Here is a 13,855-nt window from a genome sequence, read left to right as displayed (position 1 = left end):
GGGAGAAGCCACACCTATGGCCAAGATTATTTACACCCACACCGACGAAGCGCCGATGCTGGCGACCCACTCGTTCCTGCCGATCGTGGAGGCCTTCGCCTCGACCGCCGGTGTGGAGCTGGAGACCCGCGACATCTCGCTGGCCGGCCGCATCATCGCCACCTTCCCGGACTACATCACCGAAGAGCAGCGCATCGGCGACGCCTTGGCTGAGCTTGGCGACCTGGCCAAGACCCCGGAAGCCAACATCATCAAGCTTCCGAACATCTCCGCGTCGATCCCGCAGCTGAAGGCCGCGATCGCCGAGCTGCAGGCTGCCGGCTACGCCCTGCCGGATTACCCGGACAACCCTTCCTCCGACGAAGAGACCGACGTCCGCGCCCGCTACGACAAGATCAAGGGCTCCGCCGTGAACCCGGTGCTGCGCGAGGGCAACTCCGACCGCCGCGCGCCGCTGAGCGTGAAGAACTACGCCCGCAAGTACCCGCACTCCATGGGCGCCTGGGCCGCGGACTCGAAGACCAACGTCGCCACCATGGGCGTTGACGACTTCGCCTCGAACGAGAAGTCCATCGTCATCGACAAGGACAAGTCGATCTCCATCCGCTTCGTCGGCGAAGACGGCGAAGTCAAGGTCCTGAAGAAGCCTTTCAAGGTGCTCAAGGACGAGGTCATCGACGGCACCGTCATGCACGTGGCAGCCCTGCAGGACTTCCTGAAGGCCTCCGTGGCCCGCGCCAAGGAAGAGGGCATCCTCTTCTCGGCACACCTGAAGGCCACCATGATGAAGGTCTCCGACCCGATCATCTTCGGCCAGGTCGTCAAGGCCTACTTCTCCGAGCTGTTCGACACCTACGGGGACGAGCTGGCGGCAGCCGGCCTGAACCCGAACAACGGCCTGGCCGCCATCCTCAACGGCCTGGACGAGCTCTCCGACGACGTGCGCGCCGGCGTTGAGAAGCTGATCGCCAAGGGCCTGGAAGAGGGCCCGGCAGTTGCCATGGTCGACTCCGACAAGGGCATCACCAACCTGCACGTCCCATCGGACGTCATCGTGGACGCTTCCATGCCTGCCATGATCCGCCTGGGCGGCAAGATGTGGGACGCCAAGGGCGAGACCGCAGACACCCTGGCCGTGCTACCCGACTCCTCCTACGCAGGCGTCTACCAGGCCGTGATCGAGGACTGCCGTGCCAACGGCGCCTACGACCCGACCACCATGGGCACCGTGCCGAACGTCGGCCTGATGGCCCAGAAGGCCGAGGAATACGGCTCCCACGACAAGACCTTCGAGCTGGCGGCCAACGGACATGTGCAGATCGTCGACGAGAACGACACCGTGCTGATCGAGCACCAGGTCTTCACCGGAGACATCTGGCGCGCCTGCCAGACCAAGGACGTCGCCATCCGCGACTGGGTGAAGCTGGCAGTGAACCGCGCCCGCGCCTCGCAGACCCCGATCGTGTTCTGGCTGGATGAGAACCGCGCCCACGACGCCGTGCTGATCGCCAAGGTCAACGAGTACCTCAAGGAGCACGACACCGAGGGCCTGACCATCGAGATCCTGTCCCCGATCGAGGCCACCAAGTACTCGATCGAGCGCATCCGCAAGGGCGAGGACACCATCTCGGTCACCGGCAACGTGCTGCGCGACTACCTGACCGACCTGTTCCCGATCCTGGAACTGGGCACCAGCGCCAAGATGCTGTCCATCGTGCCGCTGCTGGCAGGCGGCGGACTGTTCGAGACCGGCGCCGGCGGCTCCGCTCCGAAGCACGTGCAGCAGCTGGTGTCCGAGAACCACCTGCGCTGGGATTCGCTGGGCGAATTCATGGCACTGGGCGCTTCCTTCGAGCACCTGGCAGTCACCACCGGCAACGCCCGCGCACAGGTTCTGGCAGACACCCTGGATGCCGCCACCGGCACCTTCCTGCTGGAAGACAAGTCGCCGAAGCGCAAGGTCGGCGAGCTGGACAACCGCGGCAGCCACTTCTACCTGGCCAAGTTCTGGGCCGAGGAACTGGCCAAGCAGGACAAGGACGCCGAGCTGGCATCGGCCTTCGCCGACGTCGCCAAGGCACTGGGCGAGAACGAGGAAACCATCGTGGCCGAACTCGCCGAGGTCCAGGGCAAGCCGGTCGAACTGGACGGCTACTACCGTCCGAACGAGGAAAAGACCTCCGCTGTGATGCGTCCAAGCGCCACCCTGAACAAGGCTCTTGAACTGCTGACCCAGGCTGTTTCCAAGTAGCCCTCACCTGCTAAAGCCGCACGGCACCACCCCTTCGGGGATGGTGCCGTGCGGCTTTTAACGCGTCGCGGGTGCTTCTTGCGGCGGCGCGGAGAAGGGAGCGATGACCCCCGGCTCCGCCACTTCAGCGGCTCTGGCCAGCAGTGCCGCGACGATCTTCCTGTCCTGTGCTGGAGCGCGCAGGATCTTGCCCTTCTTGTGGCTGAAGTCGCGGTAATCAATGACGAGCAACGTCAACCCGTGCTGCGGAATCAGCGCCGCCTTGCGGGCATCATAGAGCTTGCGCTGCGCTCCGCGCAGCATGCCGGTGGTGGTCAGCTTGTTGTCGAAGAACGGGACGGGTTCCGAATGCTGCCGTTCGTGGTACTCCACAACCAGGCCGAGCTCCTCGAAATAGCCGTCGACCGGCAGCGCCTTGCGCGCCCCGGTTTTCAGCGACGGCTCGCCGCGCAACCAGTCGAAGGTCTGCTGTCCGACGTAGGGCAGGCCCAGCACCTCGGCGCACAGACCCAGAACGTAGTGCTCGTCGCGCTGCCCGGCCTTGTCCGGCACCGGCGATGCGTCCGGTTCGGGTAGAAAGCGCGGCGGCGCCTGGAAGCGTCGGCCGCTGCCCCACCCCAGTTCCCAGCCCTCGGCATCTTCGAAGTAGTCCGCATACGCCACCGGCAGCTCGCTGAGACGGGTGACTTGCGAGAGCAGCTGGGCATACCATCGCACGTAGTCCAGATTCCCGGTCTCGCCCGGGGTGCTGCGCTGCAGCGAGGGCAAGGCGGCGAGGATTGCTTCGGCGACGCTGATGCGGCTGACGTCCTCGGGGAACTGCACGTCGTTGTTGAAGACATTGCCCCCGGCCGTTGTGTAGAGGCAGGTCTCCGAGGCATTGTACGGGTCGCCGAACTTGTCCTCGGGATTCCATTCGGTGACGTTGAAGATGACGATGCGCCAGGCGGTTCCGGAGGCGTTGATGCCGGGCAAGATCCGCAGCCCGAGGTAACCCAGCCGGTGTAGCAGCCCGACCGCTTCGAGGATTCTGAGGGGAAGCTGCGAGTCCACTATGCTCCTTACCGTGGGGTGATGTCGATACCCCGATCATGCCACGGCGCCCCGACAACTCGAAACGCCCTCATAGGGCACCGGGGGAGAAGTTGCGGGGAAGCTCACATTCTCCTGCCCCGTACCTTGCAAAGACGGGGACAACAGGCGGCATTCATAGCTGATCGACAGATTGGAATCGGGGGACTCATTGGCCGTTCCCAGCCTCGGATACTAAACTCGGTTTGTTAGGCGTTTTTCGCGCTCACCGAATTCAGGAGAAGTATGGCTCTACGTGAAAATCCAGTGGTAGTCCGTGCCCTGCGTTTCCTCGGCGTCGGTGGGTTCTGCTTCATCGTGACCTTGGCCGTGAACTACGGCCTGAAGTACACCGTGATGGAAGACCACCCGACCACGGCATTCCTGATCGCCAACACCGTGGCGACCATCGTGTCCTACGTGCTCTCGCGCCAGTACACCTTCCAGGATCGCAATGATGCGCACCGCAAGCGCATCCAGGTCACCGGCTTCTTCGCGGTATCCGCGATGGGCATCGTGATCAACTCGGCTCCGCTGTACATTTCGCGTTGGGTCTTCGGCCTGCACTACCCGAACGTTTCCTTCCTGTTCCAGGAAGCCGCCGACTTCATCTCCGGACCGATCATCGGTACCGCGTTGGCGATGGTCTTCCGCTGGTGGGCCCTGCACAAGTTCGTCTTCCCGGATGTCTCCAAGAAGGAGCAGAAGGTCGAGCTGGCCGCCTAGCCCAGACGCCGCTTCGCGGGAATGTCTCCCGCAAGCCCTTGGATATTTGAAAAGCCGCCGTGCGGAAAGTTGGAAAACTTTCAGCACGGCGGCTTTTCGTTCTTCACCAGCGGGTGCACCATCTTGTCGAAGCGCTCGACTGCGCAGACCGAATCCGCGGGAAGGCAGGCTCCGCTCGCTGGCCGGCCTAGAGCCCGCGGCCTGCTTCCCATAAGTTGTCGGAGGTGCCGGTGAGCAGCGCATTCAGCGATACCGCCTGGGCATCGGTGAACGAGGCGATGTAGTCAACGATGGCCCGCGCCTGCCCCAGCCGCTGCACTTCGTCCGGGCCGGCCTGAAGGAACAGGTGCGGGGTGTTTTCGCGCAGCTGCCGGTATTCCTCCGTCGTAGCCTCCACCGAATCCAGCAGGCGGCGCGGGGCGCGTCCGGCGTCCTCGGGATCATTGAGCCAGATATGGAATCCTTCGGCGAGTGAGCGGATGATGCGGGTCTGCCCGCGCTGGTACACGGCCAGGTCCGGGCGCTCCAGCACAAAGCGCGCATGCACGAACTTCAACACGATTACGTCGTGCCAGGCGGCGTCGCCCAGCCGGACGTGGCCGCTGCGGATAGTCGGGGTGCGCTCCACTGTCACCGATTCCTGCAGCCGGTCGATCCAGCGCCGGGTGAAGGCGGTGACAGCCCGGTCCGCTTCCAGTCCGCCGTCGTAGGGGACCGAGAGCAGGCCTTCCACCAGGTCGTGGCCGACCCGCTCGACGGATTCCCGGAAGGCCTCCGCGTCCGCGATCCAGGGGTCCTTGGCGCGGGTACGGCGCCAGGTCAGCTCCAGCGCGTGGCCCGGGCGGCGGGCATCCAGCTCGGACTGCTTCAGGGAACTGAGCTGGCTGGAATGCTCCAGCCAGGCGCGCAGCTCGGCGGAGACGCTGGTGTACTGCAGCACCCCGGCGCGGTAGAAGTCGTCGAGGTCGTGCACCGCGTAGGCGATGTCGTCCGCGATATCCATGACCGAGCTTTCCACGGTCTGCTGGTGCTTGGCGATGCCAGGGAACACCGAGAGCACGTCCCGCATCTCGTCGGCATCCACGTCGTAGGCGGAGAACTTCAGCGCCCCGGCGGCGGGATCGATGCCCACCCCGCGCGGCAGCAGCTCCGGGGCCAGCGGGGCCAGGGCGCGCCACTCGTTGCGGGTCCACGGGTATTTCAGCACGGCGGCGCGCACTGCCCTGGTGAGGTTCATGCCGCGCGCGGTCGCGTCGCAGCTGTCCAGCGCAGTGAGGATGCGGAAGGTCTGGGCGTTGCCCTCGAAACCGTCCGGAAGCTTGAGCACGCCGCGGGCCACCCGGTCCAGCTCCTGCTCGCCCAGATGGCCGAAGGGCGGGTGGCCGAGGTCGTGGGCCGCCGCGGCTGCCTGCACGACCACTGGGTCGCAACCGCCCAACTCGCTGACTAGTCCTCTAGTTGCTTCGTCGACCGTCCGCAGCCGGATGGCGATGGAACGCGCCACCGCGGAAACCTTGAGCGAATGGGTCAGCCGGTTGTGCACCAGCGTGCCGGAGCCTGCCTGCGGGATCACCTGGGTGACCGAGGAAAGGCGGGAGAAATAGGGGGAGAAGCGGATCCGCTCGATGTCGACGCGGAATTCGTCCTCATTGGGGCCGCTTTGCTCGGCGATCGTCCGGTCACGGCCGCCGCCCTGGTGTGTCTTTTCCCTGATATCCATCGTAGGCACCAGCCTAGAGGACGCCGGGCGCGCCCGGGAGATTTTCCGGGCGGTTGCGTGTCTGCACACGGCTGCGGGGCCGTCCCCGAAGGGGCGGCCCCGCAAAAAGGAAGAGCTTATCCTTGGCTGGCGAAATGTTCATGGACGCCTACTGCGACCACGAGATCCTGCCAGGCCATGCCAGTGCCCTTGAAGATGTTCGGCCGCCGGGTGCTGCGCGCGACCTCGCCCCTGACCAGTTGGCTGACCGTTGAGAAACCGTCGCGGCCCAGCGTGCCGTCGGCAATGGCCTGGATGACGTCGCCCGCTTCGCGCAGGGCGGTCGCAGGGTCCTCGACGATGACAACCGAGCGGCCCATGAGATCCGCATCCAACTCCCGTGCTCCTGGTTCATGAGATCCCATCGCGACCACGCAGGCACCCGGCTGGACCAGGGCGCCGTCGAAGAGCGGTTCCCTGGCGCTCGTGGCGCAGACAACGATCTGGGCCTGGGCCACCTCGGCGGGATCCGCCGCGCGCGCCTGCAGCCCGAACTGCTTGGTCCGCTGGACCAGGTCCTCGATTCGCTGCTCGTTGCGGGCCGAGACCAGCGCCTGGCTGATGGGACGGATACGAGACATCGCCTCGATATGTCCCCAGGCCTGCGGGCCGGTGCCGAAGACCATGAGAGTGCACGCCCCTGCAGGGGCCAGGTGGTCGGCTGCAACAGCGGACATGGCGGGCGTGCGAAGCTCGGTGAGCATGGCGCCTTCCAGCAGCGCTTGGGTGGACAGCGTCTTTGAGTCCATCAGCAGGTAGGTTGCCTGGATGCGGGGCAGGCCGTGCTCCGGGTTCTCGGGCGCCACCGAGACGACCTTGATCCCGGACCAGTTGCCGATGGTGGCCGGCATTAGCAGCAGCTCTCCGGAACCGGCCGGCTTGCTGGTGCGGTCGGGGTCCGATGCGGGATCAAAACCGCCCGCCAGGGCGTTCTCCAGCAGGCGCCGCGCATCATCCGGGCTGACTGCTTCGCGGACCTGCTCCGTGGAGTACCAGGTCGGTGCGGTGCTTGCAGTGGTTTGCATTGGTTCTCACTTCGTTCTTCGGAATTTGCGGTTTTGCTAGTTTGCTGCGGGGTGGCCGGCCGGGCTGGCAGCCTGAGGTGCGGGGGCCGCTGCTTCGGGCTGGGGTGCGAAGCTGCGCGGTTCTTCCTTGCGCATGCGCGCAACGACATACCCCAGGCCGGCTCCGATCAGGGCTGGGATGATCCAGCCTCCGCTCTGGAGGAACATCGGAATGAATCCCAGAGTGCTGTCGATCTGCTCGACGAAGAATCCGGCGGATTTCACGGCGTCGAAGACTGCGATGAATCCGGCTCCGACCATCGCGCCGACGTAGACGGACTGGTATCCGGAGAAAAGTCGGTTGCACAGGACCAGCAGGATGAGTGTGATGGCCAGCGGGTAGAGGAACATGAGCAGCGGAATCGCGGTTTCCAGGACGGTTTCCAGTCCGAAGTTGGTGAAAAGCAGGCCTGCCGCGCCGAAGATGTATACCCACACGCGGTAGGAAATCGATGGCATGGTATTGCCGAAGTATTCGGAGACCGAGGACAGACAGGCGATATTGGTAGTGACGCCGGTCAGGAAGACGATCACGCCCATGGCGACAACGCCGGCGGTGCCCAGCAGGTAGCGCGAGGACTCGGCAAGCACTGCCCCGCCGTTGTCCAGATACCCAATGGCTTCCACGCTGGAGGCGCCGATCCATGCCATGGAGATGTGCAGCAGCGACAGGCCGATGACGGTGATGATGCCGGCCTTGATGAACACCTTGGTGATCTCACTCGGCTTGGTTACGCCCACGGCTCGGATCGACTGGATGAACACGCCGCCGAATACCAGAGCGGCCAAGGCATCCATGGTGAAGTAGCCCTCGGTGAAGCCCTTGAGGAAGGCTCCCGACAGGTATGGTTCCACGGGATCCTGCGGGGTTCCCATCGGGGTGACCAGGGACTTGCCGATGATGAGCAGCAGCAGGACCGAGAAAACGGGGGTGATGAGCTTGCCCAACCGGTTCACGAGCTTGCCGGTATCCAGCGACAGGTAGATTGTCAGCGCGGTGAACGCGGTGGAGAAAATCAGCAGGATAACTCGGCTTGCATCCGCTGAAACTTCCACGTGCGGCTTGATGGCGATTTCATATACTACTGAGCCGGTGCGCGGAATGACATACAGTGGGCCCAGCGCGAGGAACATCAAGGCGCAGAATCCGCGGGAGAACCAGGGATGCACGCGATCGGACAGCGGTTCCACACGCCCTCCGGCCCGGGCGAGGACGATGATGGCCAGCACTACGAGTCCAACACCTGTCAGCAGAAATGCCGACATGGGGACGAATGACGACCGTCCGGCCTGCTGCCCGACAAGGGGCGCGAAAATGATGTTGCCTGCGCCGAGGAACATGGCGAGGAGCATTAGTCCGATGGTGAATGTCTGCATCGGAGAAAGCTTGGTGTTCATATGTGTTTCCTTCGAGACTGATCTTGTGATCAGCTCTGCCAAAGTGCACGGGGCAGGCTGTGATCCACATCAAGTGTTGTGTTATATGTTACACAACACTTTCCGAATGCCAAGAAGGCGAGAAAAAGGCCGGAACGGCATGCGTTCCGGCCTGTGGGTTCCAGCTAGGCCTCTGAAGGTTCCGGGCGGTCGGCCCAGATGCCACGGCTGTGCGCCAAATGCTTGTTCATGAGTGCGGCAGCTCGCTCGCCGTCATGGGCGGTGATCGCCTCGAGGATTTCCAGGTGTTCGACTGCGGACTCGGTCAGGTCGCCGTGGTCTGCCAGCTTCTGCAACCCCTGCATTCGCGCCTGGTCGCGCAGCTGCTCGACCGTATTCACCAGGCGCCGATTTCCGAGGGTTTCAAGCAGGGCCTTGTGGAACATGCGGTCGCTTTCCAGGAATGCGCGGACATCGCCTGACTTGGCGGCAGAGATGATGTCCTCGGCAAGGAGGCGGAATGGCTCGGGATCGCGATCCCCGAATTTTTCCGCGGCTTCGTGCATCGCTGGAACTTCGAGCATGGTGCGAATCTTGAAGATTTCATCCAGATCCTGATCGGTCAACTGGGGTACTCGGAACCCCTTGTTCCGGATGACTTCTACGATCCCCAGGTTGGCCAGATCCATGACTGCTTCGCGGACGGGGGTGATGGAGACGCCTAGTTCCGCTGCGACCTTGACGACGCTTTCCACCTGCCCGGGGGCAATCTCGCCCATGACGATAGAGGTGCGAATCGCATTCCGCGCCTGCTCTCTGAGGCTGACGGCTCGGAGGGGAGCGTGGCTGCTTGTAGTCATACTACTTGTTTATCACGTTCGTTTGACGCGGCAATCATCCGCGAACCCTGCGATGCGTGAATCGCCGAAAAACTTAAATTTCGCAATGATGATGTGTAAGGTATAACACAATACTAAATTCATGAAGTGGGTGTCCGGCCGCTGATGCAGGCCATCACACGCATGGAGCGCAGCAACTTGAGGAGCACCTTCATGAGCCTTGAACGGGCGGACGTCGCAATTATCGGCGGCGGAATCATCGGATCCGGCCTGGCGAGTGCGCTCAGCAGGGAAGGGTTGGATGTCGTAGTCATTGATCCGCATCCCGGGCTGGGCTCATCCCTGGGAAATGCCGGATTAGTGGTCCCGAGCTACTCCACGCCGATGTCGACCCCCGGAAATCTCTGGGAAGGCGTCAAATCCTTCGGCAGCGACCATGCGCCGGTGACCTTCTCGCGCCCGCTCGGCCTTGAGACGCTGAAGTTCCTGGCAAGCTTCGCCGCCGCTTCCCGTCCGGGGCGGGTGAAGCGGGATACCGCCAAATTGCATTCGATGGCGACCCGGAGCCTTCAGCGCTATCACGAGCTCCAGGACAGCGGTCTCGATCTGGGGCTTACGGTTCAAGGCTGGTTGTGGCTGTCGACCTCCCAAGGCAATCGCGATGCCCTGCGCGGCGATTCCGAGCGCATGCAAAGCGCCGGAGCGAAATGCGAAGTGGTTAACCGCGCCCAGGCGGACGAGCTCCAGCCCGGCTTGGGCAGCGAGGTCTCCGGCGGGATCTGGTTCCCCGATGAAGCATTCCTTGATCCGGAGGCCGCATCACGCCGCTGGCTGCAAGACGCCATGGACCACGGGGCCAGGCTCATTCGTGCGGAGGTGACAGGATACCGGAAGCAAGGCGAGCGGATCACGGATCTCACGACCACCGCAGGCGATCTTGGCGCCAAGCAGGTAGTGCTCGCCACCGGAGCCGACAGCCGTGCCGCAGGCAGGCTGCTGGATATCCGGGTACCTGTCGAACCGGGCTATGGCTGGTCGGTCACCTTGTCGGATCCCCAGAACCAGCTGAATCGCGCGCTGATGGGGATGGAAGATCATGTGGTGATCAGCCCCATGCCGGGCCGTGTTCGTATCACCGGCGGCATGCGGTTCGGTGCGGCGTCGGGGCAGGATCCCGCCGATCATGACATTGCCAAGCTGCGGGAGCACGCGGCGGCAGTCGTTCCAGCACTCGCAGATTTGGAAGAGCTGACACGTTGGCAGGGCGCGCGCCCGATGACAGCCAGCGGCGTGCCGATCATTGAACGCCGCGGGTTCGACAACCTGGTGGTTGCCGCCGGGCACGGTCCGTTGGGTGTTACCCTCGCGCCGATTACCGTGGATCTGGCCAAGGAGTTGGTCACTGCCGGGTTGAACGCGGCGCGATCGCGCTAGTTCCTGTCGGTCACCACGTTGAACGGCTTCTTGCCAGCATGTATCCCGCGGATCTGTTCGATGGCCAGCTCGCTGACCAGCTTGAGGAACTCCCCGGTGTCCCCGGCCATGTGCGGGGTGATGATGCAGTTCGGTGCGGTCCACAACGCGTGGTCGGCCGGCAGGGGCTCGGGGTCCGCGACATCCAGCGCGGCGCGGATGCGTCCGCTGTTCAGCTCCGGCAGCAGCGCGTCGGTGTCGACGATGGGGCCACGGCCGATATTCACCAGCAGCGCGCCGTCGCGCAGGCGGGCAAGGAATTTAGCATTGACGAGTTTTTCGGTTTGGGCGGTGTGGGGCAGCGCCACAATGACAACGTCCGCCTGCGGCAGCAGGGCCACGATTGAATCGATCCCGTGGATGACGTTCCCATCGGGCAGGGATCTGGGCGTGGAGGCCACCGTGATGACCTGCGCAGGCTTGAACGGGGCGAGGCGCTCGGAAATGGCGCTGCCGACGCCCCCGGCGCCCAGCAGCAGAACCGTCGAGCCGTGCAGCGAAGAAGTCCAGGTCCGCTCCCATCGCCGTTCCCGCTGCTGTTCCAGGGCCTTGGGCAGTTCGCGCAGGCTGGCCAGGACCAGGGTCAGGCAGTGCTCCGCGGTGGCGTCTTCCACTGCGCCGCGGGAATTGGTCAGCGTGGCCTGCTCTGGCAGGTGCTCCAAGACCCACTCGTAGCCGATGGACAAGAGGTGCACGTGCTGCAGGCCCTTGATGCGTGCGACGCGGGCCCGCCGCTCGGGGTACACCGGTCGTTCGGTCACCAGCACATCGGCTTCCGGGGCATCGTGCGGATCATCGTTGATGTGCCAGAGGATCGGTTCGATTCCGGGAAGCTTCAACCCGTCGACGAGTTGTTGCCAGGGGACGAGAACACGCAGGGTCACGGAGCTTCCAATCGTTGGTGGGTACCTGGCTATTGTGTCTGCTGGGACCGCACGTGGACAAGCTGGAACGCCGGCAAGGAACCCAGAAGTCCAATTTCCGTGCTTTTGGCCTGTATAGAAATGATCCAGCGGATAGAATCTGGCCATGACCCAAACTTCAGAGCGTACTGGCAAAAAGGGCACGGCAGGTTCCACCGCGACGATGGTTGTCGGCTGGACACTGGTATTGATCGGCTTGGGCATATTCGTCCTGGGTGAACCGGTGGGCGGCGGACTGCTGGTGGTATCCGGGGCCGTGCTTCATGCGGGAGCAATGATTGCCGAGTCCGTCAGACGCTAGGCCTTTAAACAGTTCAGGCCCCGGGGCAATATCCCGGAGCCTGAAATGTAGGAAAGAGGTCTAGAGGTTAGTAGAGCTTATTGGCACCACCATCTGCCATGAGAGTCTGGCCTGTGACGTACTTGGCGTCATCCGAAAGCAGGAATGCGACAACCGGTGCGACGTCGGTCTCGGGATCGCCGAAGCGGCCCAGCGGAACCTTGGTCAGCGACTGCTCGTACAGGTCTGGGAAGGCCTGGCTCCAGGCCTTGACGCCGTCGGTCAGTGCCATTGGCGAAACTACGTTGACTCGGATGTTGTTGGCCGCCCATTCGTTGGCAGTCACGCGGGACAAGCCGCGGATGGCTTCCTTGGCCGAAGCATAGGCGGCCTGGGTCGGCTGGCCGACCATGGCCGAGCCGGAACCGAAGTTCACAATCGAGCCGCCGTTGTCCTTCAGGTGAGGGTAGGCGGCGAGCATGAACTGGCGGGTCGCCAGGAAGCCGGTGTTGAACGAGAGGTCCCAGGCAGCCTGGTCCAGATCCGTGAAAGGTGCCTGGCGCGAAGCGTGGGCGTTGTTGACCAGGCCGTTCAGTCCGCCGAAGTTCTCCACGGCTGCGGCTACGGCTGCATCTGCGGTTTCCTGCTTGCTGACGTCGCCGGCGATGAAGGCCAGTGAATCTCCGGCTTCTTCCTTGAGCTTGGCTCCCGCTTCGGCGTTGAGGTCCACTGCGACGACCTTGGCTCCGCGGCGCAGGAGCACACGTGAGATTGCTCCGCCAATGCCGGAAGCGCCGCCGGTGACAATGATGACCTTGCCTTCAAGCTGCATTCTGAACTCCCTTCGAGAATCGTGGCGATCCGAGGTAACTCATCTCGGATCGGTGGAGACAACCCCCTGAATAACTCCGAGTCTACTCGCTATATTCGACAGCTCGTAGAAAAGGTCACCTAAGTCAATCGTTCAGCTGACGGCGGAGCAAAACCCTTGCCCGATCAAGGTGTTTCGCGATTCAATTCAGAGGCGAATCGCTCCAACCTGTTGCTCCCGGTTTGCTAGGTCCTGGCAATCATCAGTTGGTGCAGGCTGTGGCACCTCGGCTGCGATTTCGATGCGGTGAAGTTCCGGGAACAGCAACAGCCTGATGGTTAGAGCAGCTGTTCGTTTTCCCGCACAAATTTCACCATGCTCCACTGATGTGAAACCGGTGTGGAGACCACCTAAAGGATTCTTCATGAAGCCCAGTCAAGCCGCCAATGGACCATTCGAGAATACTAGGAAATTTTATTTAGCGCCCGTCACTCGGACTTTTCGCCCAATTGGGCAACAAAACGTGCGATGCGCGCGGCTCTGGTCTTCGCGGTCTTGGCAATCATCAGTTGATGCAGGATGTGATAGCGCGGCTGGGACTTCAGCGATTCGAAGGCGGCTTTGGCAGTCGGATGCGCATCGAGGGTGCGTTGCAGGTCTTCGGGCACCTGGGCAGTGGCCTGCCCTTGGTAGGCGCGGTCCCACCTGCCGTCGGCCTTGGCCTTATCGATCTCCACCTGTCCGCGTGGGCGCATCCTGCCCTGCTCGATCAGCGCCTTCACGAACTGAGTGTTCTTTTCGGACCAGACTGAAGCTTTACGCCGGGGAGTGTAGCGCTGCAGGAATGTTGTTTCGTCGCGGCTGCGGCGCTGCCCGTCGATCCATCCGCTGCACAATGCTTCCTGCAGCGCGTCGGTAACCATCAGGGAGGTTGGTTCTGTGGTGCCCTTTTTGGCTACGAGCAGCCACACTCCGTCGTTGGTTTCTTCGTTTTCATCAAGCCAAGCACGCCATGCATCGACATCTTTGAGGATCAGCGGGTTGTCATAGTCCATGGCAACTATTGTGCTGCTTGGTATTTAAGTTGGAAAGCAAAACCATGTGACGAGGAGACAAGCAGGTGAGCTCTTTGCTGCAAAGCGAACATGTGTTTTCCTCAGATGTACCGGCTCCGGAGCGACTACTGCCGATCTGTGCTACGTAATCATGCCCGGGCTTGGCCCCTGCAAAGGGGCTAACGCGTGTCGTGGTAACTGTTTCGAGTTGTTTTAGGCTCCACAT

At 63.0% G+C, this 13,855-nt stretch carries 13 protein-coding genes; 4 read left to right on the top strand and 9 right to left on the bottom strand.

Annotated features, from left to right (window positions below; translation table 11 throughout):
* Positions 1–16: 16 nt before the first annotated feature.
* Positions 17–2,251: an NADP-dependent isocitrate dehydrogenase gene (locus tag DFO58_RS07965; protein ID WP_120990089.1), complete on the top strand. Its 2,235-nt coding sequence runs from the start codon at positions 17–19 to the stop codon at positions 2,249–2,251.
* A gap of 57 nt (positions 2,252–2,308) precedes the next feature.
* Here the strand turns inward: DFO58_RS07965 and DFO58_RS18440 are convergent, their stop codons facing one another.
* Positions 2,309–3,304: a hypothetical protein gene (locus tag DFO58_RS18440; protein ID WP_183043136.1), complete on the bottom strand. Its 996-nt coding sequence runs from the start codon at positions 3,302–3,304 to the stop codon at positions 2,309–2,311.
* 264 nt (positions 3,305–3,568) lie between these two features.
* Here DFO58_RS18440 and DFO58_RS07955 point away from each other — a divergent pair, with 264 nt between their 5' ends.
* Positions 3,569–4,048 carry a GtrA family protein gene (locus DFO58_RS07955; protein ID WP_120990087.1) on the top strand — a complete coding sequence of 160 codons (480 nt, stop codon included), beginning with the start codon at positions 3,569–3,571 and terminating at the stop codon, positions 4,046–4,048.
* A 187-nt stretch (positions 4,049–4,235) separates the two neighbouring features.
* Here the strand turns inward: DFO58_RS07955 and dgt are convergent, their stop codons facing one another.
* The 4 genes from dgt to DFO58_RS07935 form a co-directional block, all read right to left on the bottom strand.
* On the bottom strand, positions 4,236–5,768 hold the full coding sequence (gene dgt, locus DFO58_RS07950) for a dGTP triphosphohydrolase (protein ID WP_120990085.1): 1,533 nt from the start codon (positions 5,766–5,768) through the stop codon (positions 4,236–4,238).
* A gap of 116 nt (positions 5,769–5,884) precedes the next feature.
* Complete coding sequence (locus DFO58_RS07945) at positions 5,885–6,832, bottom strand: ornithine cyclodeaminase family protein (RefSeq protein ID WP_120990083.1); 948 nt, start codon at positions 6,830–6,832, stop codon at positions 5,885–5,887.
* Positions 6,833–6,868: 36 nt separating this feature from the next.
* Positions 6,869–8,269, bottom strand: coding sequence for a branched-chain amino acid transport system II carrier protein (gene brnQ / locus DFO58_RS07940; RefSeq protein ID WP_120990081.1), 1,401 nt, complete (start codon positions 8,267–8,269; stop codon positions 6,869–6,871).
* Positions 8,270–8,433: 164 nt separating this feature from the next.
* Entirely contained in the window at positions 8,434–9,108 is a 675-nt protein-coding gene (locus DFO58_RS07935; protein WP_120990079.1) for a GntR family transcriptional regulator, read from the bottom strand.
* Positions 9,109–9,300: 192 nt separating this feature from the next.
* On the opposite strand from DFO58_RS07935, the gene DFO58_RS07930 reads away from it, so the two are divergent.
* Positions 9,301–10,521: an FAD-dependent oxidoreductase gene (locus DFO58_RS07930; RefSeq protein WP_183043135.1), complete on the top strand. Its 1,221-nt coding sequence runs from the start codon at positions 9,301–9,303 to the stop codon at positions 10,519–10,521.
* Here DFO58_RS07930 and DFO58_RS07925 read toward each other — a convergent pair.
* On the bottom strand, positions 10,518–11,444 hold the full coding sequence (locus DFO58_RS07925) for a 2-hydroxyacid dehydrogenase (protein WP_183043134.1): 927 nt from the start codon (positions 11,442–11,444) through the stop codon (positions 10,518–10,520). The genes DFO58_RS07930 and DFO58_RS07925 overlap by 4 nt on opposite strands.
* A gap of 145 nt (positions 11,445–11,589) precedes the next feature.
* Between DFO58_RS07925 and DFO58_RS18435 the strand changes: the two genes are divergently transcribed.
* The gene (locus DFO58_RS18435) at positions 11,590–11,784 is read left to right on the top strand and encodes a hypothetical protein (protein ID WP_181728049.1); all 195 of its coding nucleotides are present in this window, start codon (positions 11,590–11,592) and stop codon (positions 11,782–11,784) included.
* 67 nt (positions 11,785–11,851) lie between these two features.
* Here DFO58_RS18435 and DFO58_RS07920 read toward each other — a convergent pair whose 3' ends face one another.
* The 3 genes from DFO58_RS07920 to DFO58_RS07915 all read right to left on the bottom strand — a co-directional run bounded on the left by DFO58_RS07920 (position 11,852) and on the right by DFO58_RS07915 (position 13,629).
* Positions 11,852–12,595 (bottom strand): SDR family oxidoreductase, encoded by a 744-nt coding sequence (locus DFO58_RS07920; RefSeq protein ID WP_053797442.1) that lies wholly within the window; start codon positions 12,593–12,595, stop codon positions 11,852–11,854.
* Between the two features lie 186 nt (positions 12,596–12,781).
* Positions 12,782–13,000 (bottom strand): hypothetical protein, encoded by a 219-nt coding sequence (locus DFO58_RS18200; protein WP_147407227.1) that lies wholly within the window; start codon positions 12,998–13,000, stop codon positions 12,782–12,784.
* A gap of 62 nt (positions 13,001–13,062) precedes the next feature.
* Positions 13,063–13,629 (bottom strand): YdeI/OmpD-associated family protein, encoded by a 567-nt coding sequence (locus tag DFO58_RS07915; RefSeq protein ID WP_120990073.1) that lies wholly within the window; start codon positions 13,627–13,629, stop codon positions 13,063–13,065.
* Positions 13,630–13,855: the final 226 nt, after the last annotated feature.

This window comes from Arthrobacter sp. AG1021 (genome assembly GCF_003633665.1).
GTDB classification, from domain to species: domain Bacteria; phylum Actinomycetota; class Actinomycetes; order Actinomycetales; family Micrococcaceae; genus Glutamicibacter; species Glutamicibacter soli.
Note: the sequence above shows the minus strand (reverse complement) of the source record. Positions and strands in the feature narration are given on the sequence as shown.